This is a genomic window from Nannocystis punicea (genome assembly GCF_026965555.1).
GTDB lineage: Bacteria > Myxococcota_A > Polyangia > Nannocystales > Nannocystaceae > Nannocystis > Nannocystis punicea.
Map to the genome: position 1 here is coordinate 2,424,709 of NZ_CP114040.1, position 19,682 is coordinate 2,444,390.

The 19,682-nt window shown below is 71.6% G+C and carries 20 protein-coding genes; 18 read left to right on the plus strand and 2 right to left on the minus strand.

Annotated elements, in window-relative coordinates:
• Nucleotides 1-84 precede the first annotated feature (84 nt).
• Nucleotides 85-441: a hypothetical protein gene (locus tag O0S08_RS09325; RefSeq protein ID WP_371879532.1), complete on the plus strand. Its 357-nt coding sequence runs from the start codon at nucleotides 85-87 to the stop codon at nucleotides 439-441.
• On the opposite strand, the gene O0S08_RS09330 is transcribed toward O0S08_RS09325, so the two are convergent.
• Entirely contained in the window at nucleotides 434-907 is a 474-nt protein-coding gene (locus O0S08_RS09330; RefSeq protein WP_269038689.1) for an SRPBCC family protein, read from the minus strand. The genes O0S08_RS09325 and O0S08_RS09330 overlap by 8 nt on opposite strands.
• A gap of 179 nt (nucleotides 908-1,086) precedes the next feature.
• Here O0S08_RS09330 and O0S08_RS09335 point away from each other — a divergent pair, with 179 nt between their 5' ends.
• From O0S08_RS09335 to O0S08_RS09400, 14 genes are all read left to right on the plus strand, one after another.
• Nucleotides 1,087-1,755, plus strand: coding sequence for a TetR/AcrR family transcriptional regulator (locus tag O0S08_RS09335; RefSeq protein ID WP_269038690.1), 669 nt, complete (start codon nucleotides 1,087-1,089; stop codon nucleotides 1,753-1,755).
• Complete coding sequence (locus O0S08_RS09340) at nucleotides 1,752-2,498, plus strand: ABC transporter ATP-binding protein (RefSeq protein ID WP_269038691.1); 747 nt, start codon at nucleotides 1,752-1,754, stop codon at nucleotides 2,496-2,498. The genes O0S08_RS09335 and O0S08_RS09340 overlap by 4 nt, the downstream gene beginning before the upstream one ends.
• Nucleotides 2,495-3,262, plus strand: coding sequence for a hypothetical protein (locus O0S08_RS09345; RefSeq protein ID WP_269038692.1), 768 nt, complete (start codon nucleotides 2,495-2,497; stop codon nucleotides 3,260-3,262). The genes O0S08_RS09340 and O0S08_RS09345 overlap by 4 nt, the downstream gene beginning before the upstream one ends.
• 2 nt (nucleotides 3,263-3,264) lie before the next feature.
• The gene (locus O0S08_RS09350) at nucleotides 3,265-4,056 is read left to right on the plus strand and encodes a hypothetical protein (RefSeq protein ID WP_269038693.1); all 792 of its coding nucleotides are present in this window, start codon (nucleotides 3,265-3,267) and stop codon (nucleotides 4,054-4,056) included.
• Between the two features lie 195 nt (nucleotides 4,057-4,251).
• Nucleotides 4,252-4,401 (plus strand): hypothetical protein, encoded by a 150-nt coding sequence (locus O0S08_RS09355; protein WP_269038694.1) that lies wholly within the window; start codon nucleotides 4,252-4,254, stop codon nucleotides 4,399-4,401.
• 18 nt (nucleotides 4,402-4,419) lie between these two features.
• The gene (gene kdpF, locus O0S08_RS09360; protein WP_269038695.1) at nucleotides 4,420-4,512 is read left to right on the plus strand and encodes a K(+)-transporting ATPase subunit F; all 93 of its coding nucleotides are present in this window, start codon (nucleotides 4,420-4,422) and stop codon (nucleotides 4,510-4,512) included.
• Entirely contained in the window at nucleotides 4,509-6,242 is a 1,734-nt protein-coding gene (gene kdpA, locus O0S08_RS09365; RefSeq protein ID WP_269038696.1) for a potassium-transporting ATPase subunit KdpA, read from the plus strand. The genes kdpF and kdpA overlap by 4 nt, the downstream gene beginning before the upstream one ends.
• A gap of 7 nt (nucleotides 6,243-6,249) precedes the next feature.
• Nucleotides 6,250-8,316 carry a potassium-transporting ATPase subunit KdpB gene (gene kdpB / locus O0S08_RS09370; protein WP_269038697.1) on the plus strand — a complete coding sequence of 689 codons (2,067 nt, stop codon included), beginning with the start codon at nucleotides 6,250-6,252 and terminating at the stop codon, nucleotides 8,314-8,316.
• 17 nt (nucleotides 8,317-8,333) lie between these two features.
• On the plus strand, nucleotides 8,334-8,897 hold the full coding sequence (kdpC, locus tag O0S08_RS09375) for a potassium-transporting ATPase subunit KdpC (protein ID WP_269038698.1): 564 nt from the start codon (nucleotides 8,334-8,336) through the stop codon (nucleotides 8,895-8,897).
• Nucleotides 8,894-11,614 (plus strand): DUF4118 domain-containing protein, encoded by a 2,721-nt coding sequence (locus O0S08_RS09380; protein ID WP_269038699.1) that lies wholly within the window; start codon nucleotides 8,894-8,896, stop codon nucleotides 11,612-11,614. Before kdpC ends, O0S08_RS09380 begins: the two co-directional genes overlap by 4 nt.
• On the plus strand, nucleotides 11,611-12,318 hold the full coding sequence (locus O0S08_RS09385; RefSeq protein ID WP_269038700.1) for a response regulator: 708 nt from the start codon (nucleotides 11,611-11,613) through the stop codon (nucleotides 12,316-12,318). Before O0S08_RS09380 ends, O0S08_RS09385 begins: the two co-directional genes overlap by 4 nt.
• Nucleotides 12,319-12,522: 204 nt before the next feature.
• Nucleotides 12,523-13,473: a quinone oxidoreductase family protein gene (locus O0S08_RS09390; protein WP_269038701.1), complete on the plus strand. Its 951-nt coding sequence runs from the start codon at nucleotides 12,523-12,525 to the stop codon at nucleotides 13,471-13,473.
• Nucleotides 13,474-13,622: 149 nt separating this feature from the next.
• Nucleotides 13,623-15,116 carry an outer membrane beta-barrel protein gene (locus O0S08_RS09395; protein WP_269038702.1) on the plus strand — a complete coding sequence of 498 codons (1,494 nt, stop codon included), beginning with the start codon at nucleotides 13,623-13,625 and terminating at the stop codon, nucleotides 15,114-15,116.
• Nucleotides 15,117-15,328: 212 nt separating this feature from the next.
• Complete coding sequence (locus O0S08_RS09400) at nucleotides 15,329-15,748, plus strand: hypothetical protein (protein WP_269038703.1); 420 nt, start codon at nucleotides 15,329-15,331, stop codon at nucleotides 15,746-15,748.
• Nucleotides 15,749-15,769: 21 nt separating this feature from the next.
• On the opposite strand, the gene O0S08_RS09405 is transcribed toward O0S08_RS09400, so the two are convergent.
• On the minus strand, nucleotides 15,770-17,185 hold the full coding sequence (locus O0S08_RS09405) for an SBBP repeat-containing protein (protein WP_269038704.1): 1,416 nt from the start codon (nucleotides 17,183-17,185) through the stop codon (nucleotides 15,770-15,772).
• Between the two features lie 208 nt (nucleotides 17,186-17,393).
• Here O0S08_RS09405 and O0S08_RS09410 point away from each other — a divergent pair, with 208 nt between their 5' ends.
• The 3 genes from O0S08_RS09410 (at nucleotide 17,394) to O0S08_RS09420 (ending at nucleotide 19,669) form a co-directional block, all read left to right on the plus strand.
• A complete protein-coding gene (locus O0S08_RS09410) occupies nucleotides 17,394-18,578 on the plus strand; it encodes a hypothetical protein (protein ID WP_269038705.1) in 1,185 nt (394 codons plus the stop codon).
• Between the two features lie 6 nt (nucleotides 18,579-18,584).
• The gene (locus O0S08_RS09415) at nucleotides 18,585-18,821 is read left to right on the plus strand and encodes a hypothetical protein (protein WP_269038706.1); all 237 of its coding nucleotides are present in this window, start codon (nucleotides 18,585-18,587) and stop codon (nucleotides 18,819-18,821) included.
• A 266-nt stretch (nucleotides 18,822-19,087) separates the two neighbouring features.
• On the plus strand, nucleotides 19,088-19,669 hold the full coding sequence (locus O0S08_RS09420) for a hypothetical protein (protein WP_269038707.1): 582 nt from the start codon (nucleotides 19,088-19,090) through the stop codon (nucleotides 19,667-19,669).
• Nucleotides 19,670-19,682 lie beyond the last annotated feature (13 nt).

The window sequence follows — 19,682 nt, forward strand, 5'->3', positions numbered from 1 at the left end:
GCGGTGGCGACGCCGGCGGACGCGCCTCGGGTCGCTTGCGCGCGCGCGCTCGCGGACCATCCTCGAGGCCGCGAAGGAGTCGAGATGGCAGAACACGAGAGACACGGGGAGCATCCGCATCGCCACGGCGCCGGTTGTGGACACCTGGCGGTGCAGCACGAGGGGCACGTCGATTACCTGCACGAGGGGCACCTGCATCACCCGCGCGGGGAGCACTACGACGAGCATCGACTGGCCGCCTCGACCGCGAATCCCAGCGAGTGCACGCCGGAGCACCGCTGCGGCGGACACGCCGACGGGCACGTGCACGGCCCCGATTGTGGCCACCCCGCGGTGCCGCACGGCGACCACGTCGATTACCTGGTCGGCGATCACCTGCATCACCCGTGCGAAGGGCATTGCGATCACCACGGGCGGGTGACGGTGGTCGGCGCTACGTAGCAGCGGCGCTGGTCTCGACGAGGGCGGCGAGGCGGGCCAGCGATTCGCGCCAGCCGGTCGCGTTGTCGGCCGGCGCCACGCCCGGCGGCAGGCCCTCGTGGATGGCGTGGAGGTCGGTGCCGCCGCCGTCGGCGTCGACCAGAGTGGTGGTGATCGTCATCTCGCCCTGCAAGGAGGGATCGGCGGTCTCGAACTCGAGCGATTCGACGATCTTCTCGTCGGGCACGAGCTGCAGGAAGCGGCCGTGGTACGTGTCGGTGTGCGCCGAGGTCTTGCCGGCCCGGTCCGGGGCCTCGTACGTGAGCGAGACGCGGAACGCCCCGCCCTCGCGCGGCTCGAAGGTGTGCACGCGGCTGGTCATGCCGGGCGGCACCCGCCAGTTCTCGACGGCGCTGGCGTCGAGGAGGGCGCGGTAGACGGCCGCGCGCGGGGCACGGAGATGGTGGCTGATTCGGGTCGTGCTCACGGGCGAGTGGTAGCACTCGCGACCGGGCGAGCAACGGCGATGGTGCGGTGATCTTGGGGCGCTTGCAGATGCACGCGGAGGGCCGCGGCGACGGGCTCGGAGGCGCGGGATCGAGCGATGCGGATGTCCTCAAAATGACTGGTTTGACTCTGGAAGTCATTTAAGCCACGTTGGTTTTCATGGCAGCCAGAGACCCGACGAGGCGGCGGCGGATCCTCGACGTCGCCAAGCGGCACTTCACGGAGCGCGGCTTCAAGGGCGCCACGCTCGACGCGATCGCCGAGGAGGCGCGCTGCGCCAAGGGGGCGCTCTATCTCGAGTTCGCCGACAAGGAGACGCTGCTGCGCGCGGTCGTCGACGAGACGTTCGCGGCGATCCGCCGCGGCTTCGCCACCGAGGTGCTCGCCCTGGCGTCGCCGCTGCAGCGGCTGGCGGAGACGCTGCGGTTCGCCTTCCGCCAGTACGCGCGCGAGCCCTTGTTCGGCCGGCTGATGCGCGAGGACCCGGAGCTGCGGGCGCTCGGCCTCGGCTCGCGCGAGGACGACGGGCGGGCCGCGCGGGCGCAGGTCGAGCAGCTGGCGGGCTGGGTCGACGAGGGCGTCGCGCTCGGGGAGATCCGCCCCGACGTCGACCGCGACGTCGTGCCGTTCATGCTCGGCGTGCTGCGCTCGGCGCCGCAGCAGCTCGCGCTGACCAGCGGGCTGGTGTCGGTGTCGCAGGAGCGGGTGCTCGAGGGGCTGGTGCAGCTGTTCGTCGCGGGCCTGGCCGCGCCGCCGAAGCCGGCGGCGATCCGGAAGCCCGCGGCAAAGAAGAAGACCACACGTAAAAAGGTGAGGAGGCAGTCATGAGTGCGAGTGCCATGGCGATCACTGTCGAGGGGCTGGGCAAGCGCTTCGGCGCGGTGCAGGCGGTCGACGACGTCAGCTTCGCCGTCGAGCCGGGCGAGATCTTCGGCTTCATGGGCCACAACGGCGCGGGCAAGACGACGACCCTGCGGATCCTGCTGGGGCTGACGCAGCCGACCCGCGGCCGGGCGACGGTGCTCGGCCACGACGTCGTCCGCGCGACGCTCGACGTGCGGCGGGTGTCCGGCTACCTGCCGGCCTCGTACGCGCTGCCGCCGGACATGACCGCGCGCGAGTTCTTGCTGTACGTGGCGGCGATGTTCGCCATCCCGCCGGCGCAGGCGCGGGCCCGCAGCGAGGCGCTGCTGCGCCGGTTCGGCCTCGAGGGCGCGGCCGACCGCAAGCTGCGCGGGTTCTCGACCGGGATGACGCAGAAGGTCGGCCTGGCGCAGGCGCTGATCAACGAGCCGCGGGTGCTGTTCCTCGACGAGCCGACCTCGGGCCTCGACCCGCTCGGCCGCCACGAGCTGCTCGAGCACCTGCGCGCGCTGTCGCAGCAGCAGGGCGTCACGGTGGTGTTCTCGTCGCACATCCTGTCGGACGTCGAGACGCTGTGCCGGCGGGTGGCGGCGCTGCACCACGCGCGGCTGATCGCGTGCGGCGAGATCGCGGCGCTCAAGCGCGAGCACGGGGCGGCGACCATGGACGAGCTGTACCTCGAGCTCGTGCGGAGGCAGGCGTCATGACGCGGCTGTTGTGGCTCGACTACCTGGCGTCGCTGCGCGAGCGCAAGACGTATGTCGCGGCGGCGATGCTGGCCTACGCGGTGCTGGCGATCCCGCTGCTGCTGGCCGACCCGCCGCCGCACGTGCGCGAGGCGATCGCCGCGTGGTTTGACGACGGCGACCCGTTCGCGGTGTTCATGTTCGTGTGGATCGATCTGGTGATGAACAAGGTGGTGGCGTTCATCCCGGTGATCCTGGCCAGCGGGGTGGTGCTGCGCGAGCGCGACACCGGGGTGCTGGCGCTGCTGGCGGCCAAGCCGCTGACGCTGCCGCGCTACTTCGTGGTGCGCACGATCTCGGCGTGCGCGGTGATGCTGACGCTGTACGCGGCGACGCAGCTGCTGGCGGCGGCGTGGTACCCGGGGCGGGTCGCGGGCTTCCGGCCGGGGGCGTTCCTGGCGGCGATGAGCCTGCACGCGTTCGCGGCGGTGTTCGCCACCGCGTTCGCGGCGACCGTGATCGTGGCGGTGGGCCGGCGCGGGGCGGGCACCCTGGTGGCGTTGATGCTGCTCGGGGTGATGGTCGGCCTGGCGCTGGTCGGGTTCTACCAGCCCGAATGGTACGCGAGGACTCTGGCCAATCCGCTGACTCTGGGGGCGCTGGCGATGCGGGACCTCGAGCATGTACGGGCGTCGCTGCTGCTGCCGCCGATGCTGGCGCTGACGGGGCTGACCGCGGTGACGATCGCGGTGGGGGCGTGGGTGGTGCGAAAGGTGGAGGCGTGATCATGACGGATACGCTCGGCTTCTCTGGTCATTTGCGCCGCGAGTGGCGGTTCGCGCCGCGGCGCGGGCCGATCGTGATGATGCTGGTCGGCGTCGGCTGCGTGGCCTTCAATCACCTGGTGCTGCCGTTGTTCCCCGAGCGGGCGATCGCGTTCATGCGCGCGGGCTTCCGGCTCGAGGACATGGCGGGGGTGCTGGCGCTCAACGACCTGATGGGCGTGTATTTTCCGACGTTCTTCGTCGGCCTGGCGAGCTCGCTCGGGGTGGTGTTGCTGGCGCGCGAGGAGCATCGCCTGGAGCTGCTGCTCGCCAAGCCGGTGCGCACGGCCGACTTCGTGGCGGCGCGGGCGCTGCCGGTGCTGGCGTGGACGGCCGCGGTCGGGGTGGGGATCTCGGCGGCGATGGCCGTGGCGCTGGCGCTGCAGGGCGAGGTCGGTAGGAGCGTGTCTCCCGTCGGGGCGCTGGGCGGCGGGCTGTTCTTGACCGCGCTGGCGGTGGTGCTGCTGGCGGCGCTGCAGATCGCGTTCGTGCGGATCCGCGATCCCTTCACCGGCCTGCTGGTCGCCTGCGGGGTGTGGCTCGGGACGTCGGTGCCGACCGCCGTGCTGCTGTACCGGCCGGACGCGTTCGCGGGTCACCCCGTGGCTCTGCACAACCTGGTGATGCCGAGCCTGCTGTGGCACGAGGCGACTCTGGGCTGGCTCGGGCCGCTGTGTCTGCTGGCCTCGCTGCCGCTCGCGGTGGCGCTGGCGCGGACCGCCGGGGCCTGGCTCGAGCGCTCCGACGCGCTGTGAGGCGTCCGACTTCGGATGGGCATGGGGTCATGTCCATAAAGACATGGCTTTGTAGGCATGTGATTTCGGGCGCTCGCCGGGTCGCCTCGAGCACGAGGTCGAAGGTGGCGCCGCCGAGGTCATGAGGGCGCTGAAGGCCGGCCGCCCGCGACGGTCGGGCTCGCCGCGTCCGCGGGCGGACGACGAGCCTTTCGCATGCGCGCTGCGGGCATTCTTAACCCCGTCTTAACTCGGTGCGATGCAGCTTCGTGGGCGGCACCGATGACCGACCTGTTCTTCATCGCCGTCGTGCTCGCGTCGTTCGCGGCGTTCGGGGGCTTCATGCGCCTGCTCGGCCGGCTCTGACAGGGGGATCTTTTTCTCATGACCGTCATGCACTGGCTGGCCGGGCTCGTAGCGATCGGCCTCGGCGTCTATCTCCTCGTCGCCCTCCTCGCGCCGGAGAAGTTCTCGTGACCGCGGACGCGCTCGTGCTGTGCGGCCTGTACGTCGGCGTGCTGGTGGCGCTGGCGATCCCGCTGGGCAACCACTGCGCGCGGGTGCTGGCCGGCGAGCCGACGCTGCTCGGCAAGCTGCTCGGGCCGCTCGAGCGCGGCATGCTCCGCGCCGCGGGCGTCGACCCCGGGGCCGAGATGTCGTGGCGCGATTACACGGCCTGCGTGCTGTGGTTCAACCTGTTCGGCCTCCTCGCGGTGTACGGGCTGCAGCGGCTGCAGCACCTGCTGCCGCTCAATCCGCAGGAGCTCGGGCCGGTGGCGCCCGACCTGGCGTTCAACACTGCGGTCAGCTTCGCCTCCAACACCAACTGGCAGGCCTACGGCGGCGAGACCACGCTGAGCTACTTCACGCAGATGGTCGGGCTGACGACGCAGAACTTCGTGTCGGCGGCCACCGGCATCGCGGTGCTGGTCGCGCTGGCGCGCGCCTTCACGCGCCGGCGCGCCGAGACGATCGGCAACTTCTGGGCCGACCTGGTGCGCGCGACGCTGTACGTGCTGCTGCCGCTGTCGCTGGTCCTGGCGGTCGCGCTGGCGGCCGATGGCGTGGTCCAGACGCTGGCGCCGGCGGCCGAGGTCGAGCTGGTGCAGCCGGCCATCGGTCCCGAAGGACAGGTCGCCTTCCAGCAGACGATCCCGCTCGGCCCGGCGGCCTCGCAGATCGCCATCAAGCAGCTGGGCACCAACGGCGGCGGTTTTTACAACGTCAACTCGGCCCACCCGCTGGAGAACCCGACGCCGGTGACGAACTTCCTCGAGTGCCTGGCGCTGCTGCTGATCCCGGCGGCGCTGTGCCTGACGTTCGGCAAGCTGGTCGGCGACCGCCGGCAGGGCTGGGCGCTGCTGGGGGCGATGTTCGCGATCTTCGTGCCGCTGCTCGGATTGTGCGTCTGGTCCGAAGGACAGCTGGCGCCGCAGCTGGTCGAGCTCGGGGTCGACCCGTCGGCCGGCAACCTCGAGGGCAAGGAGGTGCGGTTCGGCGCGGCCGCCTCGGCGCTGTGGGCGACCGCGACCACCGCGGCCTCGAACGGCTCGGTCAACGCGATGCACGACTCGTTCAATCCGCTGGGCGGGCTGGTGCCGATGTGGCTCATGCAGGTCGGCGAGGTCGTGTTCGGCGGGGTCGGCTCGGGGCTCTACGGCATGCTGGTGTTCGCGCTCCTCGCGGTCTTCCTGGCCGGCTTGATGGTCGGCCGCACGCCCGAGTACCTGGGCAAGAAGATCGAGGCGTTCGAGGTCAAGATGGCGGCGCTGGTGGTCCTGCTGCCGTCGGCCGCGGTGCTGGTCGGGACCGCGATCGCGGTCGCCGGCGCGGCCGGGCGCGCCGGCGTCTCGAACCCGGGCGTGCACGGCTTCAGCGAGGTGCTCTACGGCTTCTCGTCGGCCGCCAACAACAACGGCAGCGCGTTCGCGGGGCTCGGCGCGGACTCGCTGTTCTACAACCTGTCCCTCGGGCTATGTATGCTGATCGGCCGCTACGGGATCATCGTCCCGGTGCTGGCGCTGGCCGGCGCGCTGGCCCGCAAGCAGACCGTGCCGCCGGGGCCGGGGACGATGCCGACGCACTCCCCGCTGTTCGTGTTCCTGCTCGCCGCGGTCGTCGTCCTGGTCGGCGCCCTGACCTTCGTGCCGGCGCTGGCGCTCGGGCCGATCGTCGAGCACCTGCAGATGATCGGCACCCACCCCTGAGGCCCTCATGCACGCCGCCAAGCACAAGCCCCCGCGCGGGCCGATCGTCCGCCGCGCCGCCCTCGAGGCGTTCACCAAGCTCGACCCCCGGCGCATGGTCAAGAACCCGGTGATGTTCGTGGTCGAGGTCGGCAGCGTCCTCACCACGATCCTCGCGGTGCAGGCGCTGGTCGGCGCGGGCGAGGCCTCGTTCGGCTTCATCGCCGGCGTCGCCGCGTGGCTGTGGTTCACCGTGCTGTTCGCCAACTTCGCCGAGGCGCTGGCCGAGGGCCGCGGCAAGGCCCAGGCAGAGAGCCTGCGCAAGGCCCGGCAGCACGTGCAGGCGCGCCGCCTGGCCGAGCGCCACAAGGACGCGCGCGCCGAAACAGTGCCGGCCGGTCAGCTGCGTCGCGGCGACTTCGTGCTGGTCCTCGCCGGCGACACGGTCCCCGGCGACGGCGACGTGGTCGAGGGCATCGCCTCGGTCGACGAGAGCGCGGTGACCGGCGAGTCGGCCCCGGTCATCCGCGAGAGCGGCGGCGATCGCAGCGCGGTCACCGGCGGTACGCGGGTGCTGTCCGACTGGATCGTCGTCGAGATCCGCAGCAACCCCGGCGAGACCTTCCTCGACCGCATGATCTCGATGGTCGAGGGCGCCAAGCGCAAGAAGACGCCCAACGAGATCGCGCTCGACATCTTGCTCGCCGGCCTGTCGCTGGTGTTCCTGCTGGCCTGCGCGACGCTCTATCCGTTCTCGCTGTTCGCGCTCGAGATCCGCGGCCACGGGGCGCCGGTGCCGATCACGGTGCTCGTCGCGCTGCTCGTGTGTCTCATTCCCACGACCATCGGCGGGCTGCTGTCGGCGATCGGCATCGCCGGCATGGACCGGCTGATCCGCGCCAACGTGATCGCGACCTCGGGCCGCGCGGTCGAGGCCGCCGGCGACGTCGACGTGCTGTTGCTCGACAAGACCGGGACGATCACGATCGGCAATCGTCAGGCGGTCGAGCTGATGCCGGCGCCGGGGGTGGCGATCGAGGCGCTGGCCGAGGCGGCGCAGCTGGCCTCGCTGGCCGACGAGACGCCCGAGGGCCGCAGCATCGTCGTGCTCGCCAAGGACAGGTACGGGCTGCGCGAGCGCGAGCTGGCGAACACGGAGGCGCGCTTCATCGCCTTCACTGCGCACACGCGCATGAGCGGGGTCGACCTCGGGGGACGAGAGATCCGCAAGGGGGCCGCGGACGCGATCGGCCGGCACATCGCGGCGAAGGGCGGGGCGCTGACGGCCGACGTGCAGGCGATCGTGCAGACGATCGCGCGCGGCGGCGGCACCCCGCTGGTGGTGTCCGAGGGCAGCCGCGCGCTCGGGGTGGTGCACCTCAAGGACATCGTGAAGGGGGGGATCCGCGAGCGCTTCGCCGAGTTCCGGCGGATCGGCATCGAGACGATCATGATCACCGGCGACAACCCGCACACCGCCGGCGCGATCGCGGGCGAGGCGGGGGTCGACAGCTTCCAGGCCGAGGCGACGCCCGAGACCAAGCTGGCGCTGATCCGCAGCAAGCAGGCCGCGGGCCACCTGGTGGCGATGACCGGCGACGGCACCAACGACGCGCCCGCGCTGGCCCAGGCCGACGTCGCGGTGGCGATGAACACCGGCACGCAGGCGGCGAAGGAGGCCGGCAACATGGTCGACCTCGACTCCGACCCGACCAAGCTGCTCGACATCGTCGAGATCGGCAAGCAGATGCTGATGACCCGCGGGGCGCTGACGACCTTCAGCGTCGCCAACGACGTCGCCAAGTACTTCGCCATCATCCCGGCTGCGTTCGCGGTGACCTACCCGGACCTGCGCGCGCTCGACTTGATGCAGCTGCACTCGCCGCAGAGCGCGGTGCTGTCGGCGGTGATCTTCAACGCGCTCATCATCATCCTGCTGGTGCCGATCGCCCTGCGCGGGGTCAAGGTGCGGCCGCTGCCGGCGGCGGCGCTGCTCCGTCGCAACCTCCTGATCTTCGGCCTCGGCGGCCTGGTGGCGCCGTTCGTCGGGATCAAGCTGATCGACCTCGCGCTGGTGGCCGTCGGGGTCGCCTGAGAGGTTTGGAAAAAAAAATGCCGCGCGCAATTCGTCCCGCCATCGTGCTGCTCTTGTTGCTCACCGGTCTGACCGGCGTGGTCTATCCGCTGCTCGTCACCGGGGTCGCGACCTCGCTGTTCTCGCGCGCGGCCCACGGCTCGCTGATGCGCTCGCGGGTGGGGACGGTCGGCTCGGAGCTGGTGGGGCAGAGCTTCTCGGCGCCGGGTGATTTTTGGGGCCGGCCGTCGGCGGTGAACTACGACGCGAGGTCGTCGGGCGCGAGCAACATGGGTCCGCTGAATGAAGACTTGCACGCGGCGGTGCGGGCGAGGATAGGCGCGCTGCGGACGGCCGATCCGGAGGCGACGCTGCCGGTGCCGGCCGACCTGGTGCTGGCCTCGGGCTCGGGGCTCGACCCGCACATCTCGCCGGCGGCGGCCCGCTACCAGGCGCGGCGGGTCGCGCGGGCGCGCGGGCGCAGCGAGGCCGAGGTGCTGGCGCTGATCGAGGCGCACACGGAGGGGCGCGCGCTCGGTATCCTGGGCGAGCCGCGCGTGAACGTCCTCCGCCTCAATCGCGCGCTCGCCGGAGCGCCATGAATCGCAGCGACGTCGTCGACGCGCGGCCAGATCCGGAGGCACTCCTCGAGGTCGCGCGGGCCGAGGAGGCGCGGGAGAAGCGGGGCCAGCTGAAGATCTTCTTCGGCGCCGCGCCGGGGGTCGGCAAGACCTACGCGATGCTCGAGGCGGCCCGGCGCGAGCAGGCGGTCGGCGTCGACGTGGTCGTCGGCGTGGTCGAGACGCACGGGCGCAGCGAGACGGCGGCGCTGCTCGAGGGGCTGCCGCGGCTGCCGCTGCGGGCGATCGACTACCGCGGCAAGCGGCTGGCGGAGTTCGACCTCGACGCCGCGCTGGCGCGCGCGCCGGGGCTGCTGTTGGTCGACGAGCTGGCGCACACCAACGTGCCCGGCTCGCAGCACCGCAAGCGCTGGCAGGACGTCGACCTGCTGCTCGCGCGCGGCGTCGACGTCTACACCACGCTCAACGTCCAGCACCTCGAGAGCCTCAACGACGTGGTCGCGCAGATCACCTGGGTGCGGGTGCGCGAGACGGTGCCCGACGCGGTGTTCGATCGCGCCGACGACGTCGAGCTGTGCGACCTGCCGGCCGACGAGCTGCTCGAGCGCTTGCGCGAGGGCAAGGTGTACCTGCCCGAGCAGGCCCGCCACGCGACCGAGGCCTTCTTCCGCAAGGGCAACCTGCTGGCGCTGCGCGAGCTGGCGCTGCGACGGATGGCCCAGCGGGTCGACAGCGACGTCCAGGCCTATCGCCGCGCGCACGGCATCCAGGCCACCTGGGCCGCGGCCGAGCGGATCCTCGTGTGCATCGGCCCGAGCGAGAACGGCCCGCGGCTGGTGCGAGCGGCGGCGCGGATGGCCGCGGGCCTGCGCGCCGAGTGGATCGCGCTGCACGTCGAGACGCCGCGCATGGCGCTGCGCAAGGACAAGCGCGGGGCGCTGGCCGAGACGATCCGCCTGGCCGAGTCGCTCGGGGCGGAGGTGGTGCAGATCGGCGGCGAGCCGATCGCCGAGCGCGTGCTCGAGTACGCCCGCGGTCGCAACGTCACGCGCCTGGTGGTCGGCAAGCCGAGCCGGTCGCGCCTGCGCGAGCTGGTCGGCGGCTCGGTGCTGGGCTCGCTGGTCCGCGGCAGCGGCGAGATGGACGTGCACGTGATCTCCGGCGACGAGGGGGTCCCGCCGTCGCGGCGCGGGCGGCTGCGGGCGGCGGAGAGCGTGCGGCGGGCCCCGCCGCGCGCGTACGCGTGGGCGGTCGCCGGCGTGTGCGGGGTGACCGGTCTGTGCACGCTGCTCTACGCCTGGATCGACGTGTCCGACATCATCATGCTCTACCTGCTGGTGATCATGGTGACTGCGGCGCGCTTCGGCCACGGGCCGTCGACGTTGGCGGCGCTGCTCAGCGTGGCGTCGTTCGACTTCTGCTTCATCCCGCCGTACTACACCTTCGCGGTCGCCGACGTGCGCTACACGCTGACCTTCGCGGTGATGTTGATGGTGGGCGTCGTGATCTCGGGGCTGACCGAGCGGGTGCGCATGCAGGCCGAGGCGGCGCGGGGCCGCGAGCAGCGGACGGCGATCCTCTACTCATTGAGCCGCGAGCTGGCGCAGCTGCGCCACAAGAACAGCATCGGCACCAGCGCGGCGCGCCACGTCGCCGAGCTGGCCGGCGGACGCGTGGTGGTGCTGGTGGCCGGGCCCGACGACGCGCTCACGCCGGTGCAGGGGACCGACGTCGAATTGGTGGACGACCCGGTCGAGCAGGCCGCCGCTCGCCAGGCGCTCGAGCGCGGCCCGGCGGGCGCCGGCACCGACACTCTGCCGGCCGCCAAGGCGCTCTACGTGCCGCTGCAGGCGGTCGGGCGCACGATCGGGGTGCTCGGCGTGACCACCGGCGAGGCCTCGCGCCTCACGCCGATCGCCGAGCAGGAGCTGCTGGCGGCCATGAGCGGTCAGGTCGCGCTCGCGCTGCACCGCGTGCTCCTGGCCCAGGAGGCGCAACAGGCCGAGCTGCGCGCGCGCACCGAGGAGCTGCGCGGGGCGCTGCTCAGCTCTGTCAGCCACGACCTGCGCACGCCCCTCACCGCGATCACCACCGCGGCCAGCGTGCTGGCGCAGCCGGGGCCGATGGCCGACGACAAGCGGCGCGAGTTCGCCGGCTCGATCTACGACGAGGCGCTCGGCCTCGGCCGCCTCGTCACCAACCTCCTGCACATGACGCGGCTCGAGACCCAGGGCGTGGCGCTGCGGCGCGAGTGGACGCCGCTCGAGGACCCGATCGGCGCGGCGATGACCCGGCTCGAGCGCGACCTCGCCGGCCACGTCGTCCATGTGTCGCTCGCGCCCGACCTGCCGCCGGTGCTGCTCGACGAGGTGTTGTTCGAGCACCTGATGCTCAACCTGCTCGAGAACGCGACCAAGTACACGCCGCCGGGCAGCCCGATCGACGTCTCGGCGCGGGTGGAGGGCGCGAACATGGTGGTCGAGGTGGCCGATCGCGGCGAGGGCATCCCGGCCGGCCAGGAGGAGCGGATCTTCGACAAGTTCGTGCGGGTCGGCGGGGCCCGGCAGGGCGGCTTCGGGCTCGGTCTGGCGATCTGTCGCGCGATCGCGGCGGCCCACGGGGGCACGTGCACGGCCGAGAACCGGCCGCAGGGCGGGGCGGTGTTTCGCGTGATGTTGCCGCTCGGAGAAGACCCGCGCGCGACCGACTCGACGGTGACGCAAGGAGCGACGGCATGAGCGAGGCGCCGGCGCTGATCCTGCTGGTCGAGGACGAGACGACGGTGCGACGATCGCTGCGGACGATCCTCGTCGATCGCGGCTTCCGCGTGGTCGAGGCCGAGACCGCGGCCGAGGGCGTGCAGCGGGCGAGCGAGCACAACCCCGACCTCGTGCTGCTCGACCTCGGCCTGCCCGACCGCGACGGGATCGCCGTGGTGACCGCGCTGCGCAAGTGGTCGCTGGCGCCGGTGATCGTGCTGTCGGCGCGCGGCCAGGAGGACGACAAGGTGTCGGCGCTCGACGCCGGCGCCGATGATTATTTGATCAAGCCGTTCAGCGCGAACGAGCTGCTGGCGCGGATCCGGGTGGCGCTGCGCCACGTGGCCCAGCGCTCGCCGAGCCGCGACGCGGTGTTCGAGCTCGGCGAGGTGACGGTCGACCTCGGGCGCCGGCTGGTCACGCGGGCAGGGCAGGAGATTCACCTGACCCCGCACGAATACAAATTGCTCGAGGCCCTGCTGCGCCACGCCGACCGCGTGGTCACGCACCGCCAATTGCTCAATGAGGTGTGGGGCCCCGGGCACGCGACCGAGACGCGTTACCTCCGCGTGTACATGGTCGCCCTGCGACAGAAGCTCGAGCCGGTGCCCGCGCGCCCGCGCTGGCTGCTCACCGAGGCCGGCGTCGGCTATCGCCTGCGACTCGAATCGCCGACGTCCTGACCTCGCACCTGCTCCTCGTGTCGGACCTCGCAGTCGCGCAGCGAAAGGTCTGCGATGCCTGCGGTCGCGCTCGATGGACGAGTCCGGCGCCGCCGGAGCAGCGTGTACCGGGCGCGGGCCGGCATGTCGGACGTCGTCGACTCGAAGGGTGAGGATCCTACGCGCACCTTGTCGAGACCGGCGCGGCGGACTATCACCACTCGCATGAGAGCGATCGTCGTCGAAGAGTTCGGTGGGCCGGAGGTCCTGAAGATCGTCGAGTTGCCGGAGCCGCGGCCCGGAGCGGGCGAGGTCCGGATCCGCGTGCACGCGGCCGCGGTCAATCCGACCGATGTGTTGCTGCGCTCGGGGGAGATCACGCGGTTGTTGCCGCAGGTGCCGCCGCCGCCGTACATCCCCGGGATGGACGCGGCCGGGGTCATCGACGCGGTCGGGCCGGGCGGCGACGGCCGGCTGAAGGTCGGGGACGAGGTCATTGCCATCGTCACGCCTTACGGTCCGCACAAGGGCGCGTACGCCGAGCAGATCGTGGCCCCCGCGGCCTCGGTGGTCCGCGCGCCCGCGGGGAGCGACCTGGCGGCCGCGTCGACGCTGCTGATGAACGCCCTCACGGTGCGGATGGGGCTCGACTCGCTCGGCCTGCAGCCCGGTCAGACGCTGGCGGTCACGGGCGCGGCCGGGGCGGTCGGCGGCTATGCCGTCGAGCTGGGCAAGCTCGACGGTCTGCGGGTGATCGCCGACGCGTCGCCGGCCGATCGCGCGCTGGTGGAGCGACTCGGGGCCGATGTCATCCTCGAGCGAGGCGACGAGCTCGCGCGGCGGATCCGCGAGGTCGTCCCGCAAGGGGTCGATGCGGTGTTCGACGCGGCGATGTTGCACGAGCAGATCTTGCCGGCGATCCGCGACGGCGGGGCGATCGTGACAGTGCGCGGATGGAGCGGCCCGACGGAGCGCGGCATCGTCGCGTACCCGGTGTTCGTCGGCGACGGGCTCACCGAGACCGCGAAGCTCGAGCGTCTGCGCCAACAAGCAGAGGACGGCAAGCTGGCCCTGCGCGTGGCCAGGGTGCTCCCGGCCGCGGAGGCCGCGGAGGCGCATCGATTGCTCGAGGCCGGCGGCGTCCGCGGCCGGCTGGTGCTCGACTTCGGCGCATGAATCCGAGCCCGCCGCCGAGACCGCGACCTCCGCAGGCACGGGGGCCGTGACGGCGCGCCCGCTGCTGATCGGCGCGCGGGCGCTCGAGCGCGGCTCGACCGCGAATTAGCGTCGTCTTAACCCCGGCGTCGATAGCCTCGCGCCGGTCCATGAGCCCGACGTTTTCGTTGTTCCTCACGCTGGCCGTCGCGCAGGCGCTCGCGTCGTCACGGCCTGCCTCGCAAGCTTCGGGCGCGCCGTCGTCGACGCCGGCCGTGCAGCCTGCGAGCGCCCGGAGCTCGCCCGCGGAGGCGTCGACGCCGGTCGCATTGCCGCCGTGGACGCCGCCGCAAGACGACGAGGAGCGCGTCCAGGGCGAGCTCCCGGGCGCGGACGCGGCGGTCGACAAGCCTGCGAGCTCGGCCGAGCGGCCCGCGACCGCGGCGGTGCCGGTCGGTCCGCGCGACGACGAGGAGCGGGTGCAGAAGGCCTTGCCCGGCACGGACGCGGCGGCGGTCAACAACCCGGCGATCGCGGCCGGGGACGCGATGGACCCGCGCGGCGCGGCCGGCTGGCGGCCGTGGGAGGTCGGAGGATTCATTGATATCAATTACGCCTACAACAGCAACAACCCCGACAATCACGTGTATCGCGGCACCAGCGTGCAGCCGCGCACCGGCGAGTTCTCGCTCAACCACGCGGTCGCCTACGTCCGCCGCGACGCGATCCCGGGCCGCTTCTCGCCGCTGTTCGAGTTCGCCGCCCAGGCCGGTCCGGCCGCCGACGCGCTGGTGGCCTACGAGCCGGTGGCCGGCGGCGCGAACGGCAAGTTCGCCGGGCCGGAGGTGTGGAAGCACCTCTCGCGCGCCAACGTCGGCTTCCGCACTCGCCGCGGCACCGAGGTGGTCGCGGGCCTGCAACTCAGCCCGGTCGGGATCGGCATTCACTGGAGTCCCTACAATTGGAATTACACGGTCACCTGGCAGCTCAACAGCGTGCCGTATTACCTGTCGGGCCTGAAGCTGGCGCAGACGATCCGCGAGAAGCATCAGGTCCAGCTGTGGGTGGTCAACGGCTGGCAGCTGCTCGCCGACAACAACAAGGCGCCGAGCGTGATGCTCGGCTACACGTTCACCGCCAGCGAGCGCTTCAACCTCGGCGAGTACGTGTGGATCGGCCCCGAGCAGGCCGACCTGCGCGCGCGCGCCTGGCGGCTGTTCTCCGACACTCAATTCACCTACAACACCGACAAGTTCGGCGTCTCCGGCCTGTTCGACGTCGGCGCCGACCCGCGCACCGACTTGCCGCTGTCGCCGTGGCAGATGTGGATGAACGGCGCAGTGTTCACCCGGTGGCGGGTGCTCGGCAAAGCGCGCACCTGGGACATGGCGCTGCGCCCCGAGTTCTTCTGGGACCGCGACGGCCGCATGTTCGGGGTGCCGCAGACGCTCGTCAGCGGGACGTTCACCAACAACTTCCGCGTGTTCAACAATTTGCTGCTGCGCGTCGAGTACCGCTACGACCACTCGACCAATCCCCACGGCTTTTTTTACAGGAATTCCGCGATCGCCGACGACGCGACGGGCCTCGCGCGCGACCAGCACACGCTGTTCTTCAGCGTGGCCGGCGTATTCGCCCACCGCTTCGGCGGCCGGCCGGTTTAGTCCTCGTTGCGAGGTGTGACATGGCTTCTCTCGTCATTCTGGTGCTGTTGTTCGCCTGCTTCGGGATCTTCGGCCTCGTCAGCGATCGCGCGCCGAGGGGGCGACACAGTGCGGCCCCGCGCATCTCCGTGTGCGGACCCCACGACGGACGCGGTGTGGCGGGCCCGCCCGGCAAGGCGATAGGATGGCGAGCCTGCGAGGAGCCGCCCGCGATGTCCGACGCACCGAGCACGAGAGGATGGACGAGGGCCCGTTACGCCGCGCTCGTCGGCGCGTGGGCGGCGACGGTGATCCTGGCGCTTCGCGACGCGGCCCTCGACCCTCATGACCCGTCGCGGGTCGGCACGGCGCAATACGGCCACAACAGCGAGGGGATCCTCGGCGTCGTCCTGCCGCTGACGGTGGTCGAGCTGGCGGTGGCGCTGGCGATCCTGCGACCTGCCTCGTACCACGCCGCCTGGCCGCGCGCGGCGGCGGCGTTCCTGGTGTTCGCCGCGTGGAGCGTGGTATCGCTGATGGCGACGATGCACGCGGGCGGCGTGCTCGCGCTGCACGCCCTGTGGGTCCTGGCGCTCGCGCTCGGCTGCCTCGTCGCCACGATCTGGAGCCTCCTCGCCCGGCGTCGACGCTGAATACGAACACCCACGACGCCGCTACGAGCCCTGCAGGAGCCGGACGATATAGGCGGCCGGACCCGTAGTGCCGATCTCCTGGTACGCGCCGGGCGTGAAGATGCCGGTCGTCGAGTTTGTGAAGCCGCCGAGGTACACGCTGCCGTCCGGGCTGAGCGCCAGCGCGGACACGTAGTCGTCGTTCTCGCCCCCGTAGTAGGTCGCCCACTCGAGCGCGCCGGTGCCGTCGAACCTGGCGACCAGCGCGTCGCGTCCGCCGGCGACGTGCCGTCGCGGGGCGTTCGGTGTGGCCAAATCGTCTGACATCACGGTCGCGCCGAGGTAGAGGCGGCCCTCGTCGTCGACGGCCAGATCGGCGGCCTGGTCGTACTCCGCGCCGCCGAAGTAGGTCGCCCACTCCCGCTCGCCGCCGGCGGTGAAGCGAACGAGGAAGACGTCCGACGAGCCGCCGAGCCGGTCCTGGTGCGCGCCGGCGGTGGCGATCGCCGTCGCGGAGTCGGTCGTGCCCAGCAGGTACACGGCGCCGTCGGCGTCGACCCGGACCGCCTCGCCGAGGTCGTCGCCCGGGCCGCCGTAATAGGTGCTCCACACGAGCTCGCCGTCGCCGGTGAATCGCGCGAGGTAGGCGTCGCGGCCGTCGTCCGCGGCCTCCTGGTGGGCGCCCGGGGTGGCCAGGTCGCCGGCTTCGGTGCCCCCGGCGACGTACACGGCGTCGCCGGGCTCGTCGAGCGCGATCGCCGAGCAACTGTCGTCATAATAGGTGGCCCATCGCAACAGGCCGGTCGGCTCGAAGACGGCGACGAAGCCCGCGAACTCGCCGACCAAAGTGGTCTGATAGCCGTCGGGGGTGGCGATCCCGCTCGGCGAGCCCGTCTCGCCGCAGACGTGCAGCGCGCCGGTCGCATCGGCGGCGGCCGCGACGATTCTGTCGTCGAAGGGGCCGCCGAAATAAGTGCCCCACTGCCGCTCGCCCGTGTCATCGAAGCGGGCGACGAGAGCGTCCGCCGCACACCGGGCGCCGTGACCGAAGCACGTGCGCGTGCTCTGATGAGCCCCGGCGGTGGCGATGCCCTCGTCGGCCTCGGTCTCGCCAGCGACATAGAAGTCGCTCTGCCCGGGCACGATCGTCAGCGCGATGACCCGGCCCTCGCCGGCGCCGGCGTAGAGCAGGCTCCACTGCGGTCGCCCGGAAGCGTCGAACCGGCTGATGCGCTCGCCGTGGAACGAGTCGTTGGGACCGCCGAGGACCATGAAGCTCCCGTCGGGCAGCGCTCCGAGCCCATGCAGGTAGCTGGAGGAATGTTCGCCGGTGTAATACGTGCCCCACGCGATCGTGGGCTCGGTGCCTGCATGCGCGAGGGAGGCCGCGGCGCACAGCGGGAGCGCGACGGCAGGCGCGACGCGGTGACGAGACGACAGGAGCGATCGATCGGGCATCCACCACCTCTCGGCTCGAGAGCATGGCGGAACGACCTCGGCGCTGCCATCAAAGGTGCGTACAATCGGGCCGCGCATCCGCCGGCGAGATCGCATGGGGCCGCTTGCGACGTCGGCGGCCTCGAACATCGTGGACTGCAACATGATGATACGCCCTCCGGCCCCCGTCTCCTCGCGCCCGCCTGGCCGCTTGCTGCTCGCGCTCACCATGCTGGGTAGCGCCGGCTGCGAGGCGAACGAATCGCCCGCGTCGGGGCGAGCGGAGAGCGCCCCGGCCGAGTGTTACTCGTTCGAGCAGGTGCCCGAGCTCGGGATCGTCGAGGAGGAAAGTCAATGGTTCGTCGACCTCGACGACGACGGGCGCGTCCTCCTCGACGCCTCGCCCACCGAACACGCGCAAGACATCGGGCAATCGATGCAGACCGCGTATTTGTGGGACGGCGGCGCGCCCCGGGCGATCACGATCGAGGGCTTCTTCCAGACCCACGCGCTCGACATGAACGATCGCGGCGAGGTCCTGATCCTGGCGAGCCCCATGGCCGGGTGGGTCCCGCCGTGGACCGACGCGTTCGTGTGGCGGGACGGCGCCGTCGTGGCGCGGATCTCCGCGCCGTCGGGGCTTCGGTTCCAATACGGGTGGATCAACGAGCGCGGGCACGTGGCGCTGAGCACGTTTTTCGGGGAATCGGGGCCGGCGCGCGCCTTTTGGTGGCAGGACGGCGAGCTCGTCAAGCTGGGGACGGGCCAGGTCCGCGCGCTCAACGACGCCGACGAGATCGCCGGCTTCGATCCGGAGGTCGGTGCGGTCGTGCGGTGGCAGGCGGCGGCCGAGCGGACCGAGCTGGCGACGCTGTGCGATTCGCCGCTCGCCTGGGCCGGGGAGGTGCTCATCGACAGCCACGGGCGAATCGCTGCCGACGTCCAGTGCGGGCCCGAGCAGCGCGGCCTGATCTGGGAGGGAGAGCTCGCGCGCGAGTTGCCGTCGCGGGAGGGCTCCGCGTTCTTTCCGCTGGACATGAACGACCGCGGCGAGATCGTCGGCCGGTACTATGTCTATACGGGGGAAGAGGAAGAGGAAGGGGGGGGCTTGCCGGTGCTGTGGGACGGCGGAGACGTGATCGACATCCCGCTGCCCGATGGCGCCGCTTCGGGTGTCGCCAGGAGCATCAATGAGCAGGGCCTCATCGCCGGCGAGTACGAGGACGGGTTCTTCGTCGGCACCGCCGAGGCCACGAAGGCGCTGCCGCTCGAGTCCGTGTGGGCCAACCTGCTGGGCAGGCGGATCAACGAGCGCGGCGACATCGTCAATACCATGGCCGGCGACGAGTGGTACGGCGGAGGGGCCTTCCGGTGGCGGCCGACGCCCTGCGAGGACGTGCCGCCGAGCAATTGAGCGACGGTGACGGCGACGCGCGAGCGGGGCCTCGTGCCGGCCGGCTGGATGTACCAAGGTGCCCTGGTGAACGTCGCGCGCGCTCCGTGGCTGGTGTCGCGGGTCGCGTGCGGCGTGCGGGGCCCGGCTAAAAAAGTGATGGGCGAGGACGAGCGCAGGAAACTTCTCGTGGCCTCGTGTCTGAATAGAAGCGACGGTCCGGCTCACGCGCTCGAACCCCATGCCTCGACCGCCTGCGAATGACCCATCGGTCACGTCGGGCAGGCGCGCCTGGACGCGAGCGGCTGCCGGTCCCGCCATCGAGGAGTCGAACCATGCCACATCACTTCCGAGGACGTATTCTTCTTTGTGACGCGCGACCGAGCGGGTGCCGTCGAGTACAACGGCACCTTGCATCCGCGTGGGCCGCGATCGGGCTGTTCGTCGCCGGGTGCGGCGGAGCCGGAGTGCCGGGCGACGTCGGGGCCGATTCCGAGAGCTCCACGGGGCTCGACACGAGCGGCGCGCCTTTGTCCACCAGCGGGACGACGAGCGACGAGGCCGCCGGCGAGTCGACGGAAGGCGGCTCGACGAGCTCGACCGGGACCGACGCGACGACCGGCGGCAGCGCGGACCTCATCGAGGACGGATGCGAGGTGTACTGCGAGAACCTGGTCTCCTGCGGGTGGGGAGAGCCCGAATTCGGCGAATGCGTGCAGCAGTGCCTGGTCGACTACGAGAGCGAGGGTGCGTGCGCCGACGGCAACGTGGCGCTGCTCGCGTGCCTGGCCGGAATGACCTGCGACGAGATCGCCACCGACACCTGGGCCTCGTGCGGAGAGGCGGCGAAGGCCCAGGGCGAGGCCTGCGGCGTGCTTCATTGCAATGTCTTCGGCTCCGGAGCGAGCGGCTCCTCCGTCTGCACCATCGAGCTCGAGTGCGCCGCCGAGCCGCCGCAGCGGATGGAGTGCGACACGGAGCTGTGCGTTTGCTTCGAGGACGGGGTTCAAGTCGGCTCGTGCGAGCCCTCGGCGACGATCTGCACGCCTCCGGAGGAGGATGCCGAGGTCGATCCGATCGTGGCGTGGACCCTGGCTTGCTGCGGCTTCTAGTACTGCCTGCCCG

What these genes read in the sequence shown, in the direction of transcription:
- O0S08_RS09325 (WP_371879532.1), top strand. Translation starts at nt 85, where the DNA reads ATGGCAGAACACGAGAGACACGGGGAGCATCCGCATCGCCACGGCGCC.
- O0S08_RS09335 (WP_269038690.1), top strand. Translation starts at nt 1,087, where the DNA reads ATGGCAGCCAGAGACCCGACGAGGCGGCGGCGGATCCTCGACGTCGCC.
- O0S08_RS09340 (WP_269038691.1), top strand. Translation starts at nt 1,752, where the DNA reads ATGAGTGCGAGTGCCATGGCGATCACTGTCGAGGGGCTGGGCAAGCGC.
- O0S08_RS09345 (WP_269038692.1), top strand. Translation starts at nt 2,495, where the DNA reads ATGACGCGGCTGTTGTGGCTCGACTACCTGGCGTCGCTGCGCGAGCGC.
- O0S08_RS09350 (WP_269038693.1), top strand. Translation starts at nt 3,265, where the DNA reads ATGACGGATACGCTCGGCTTCTCTGGTCATTTGCGCCGCGAGTGGCGG.
- O0S08_RS09355 (WP_269038694.1), top strand. Translation starts at nt 4,252, where the DNA reads ATGCGCGCTGCGGGCATTCTTAACCCCGTCTTAACTCGGTGCGATGCA.
- kdpF (WP_269038695.1), top strand. Translation starts at nt 4,420, where the DNA reads ATGACCGTCATGCACTGGCTGGCCGGGCTCGTAGCGATCGGCCTCGGC.
- kdpB (WP_269038697.1), top strand. Translation starts at nt 6,250, where the DNA reads ATGCACGCCGCCAAGCACAAGCCCCCGCGCGGGCCGATCGTCCGCCGC.
- kdpC (WP_269038698.1), top strand. Translation starts at nt 8,334, where the DNA reads ATGCCGCGCGCAATTCGTCCCGCCATCGTGCTGCTCTTGTTGCTCACC.
- O0S08_RS09380 (WP_269038699.1), top strand. Translation starts at nt 8,894, where the DNA reads ATGAATCGCAGCGACGTCGTCGACGCGCGGCCAGATCCGGAGGCACTC.
- O0S08_RS09385 (WP_269038700.1), top strand. Translation starts at nt 11,611, where the DNA reads ATGAGCGAGGCGCCGGCGCTGATCCTGCTGGTCGAGGACGAGACGACG.
- O0S08_RS09390 (WP_269038701.1), top strand. Translation starts at nt 12,523, where the DNA reads ATGAGAGCGATCGTCGTCGAAGAGTTCGGTGGGCCGGAGGTCCTGAAG.
- O0S08_RS09395 (WP_269038702.1), top strand. Translation starts at nt 13,623, where the DNA reads ATGAGCCCGACGTTTTCGTTGTTCCTCACGCTGGCCGTCGCGCAGGCG.
- O0S08_RS09400 (WP_269038703.1), top strand. Translation starts at nt 15,329, where the DNA reads ATGTCCGACGCACCGAGCACGAGAGGATGGACGAGGGCCCGTTACGCC.
- O0S08_RS09405 (WP_269038704.1), bottom strand. Translation starts at nt 17,185, where the DNA reads ATGCCCGATCGATCGCTCCTGTCGTCTCGTCACCGCGTCGCGCCTGCC.
- O0S08_RS09410 (WP_269038705.1), top strand. Translation starts at nt 17,394, where the DNA reads ATGCTGGGTAGCGCCGGCTGCGAGGCGAACGAATCGCCCGCGTCGGGG.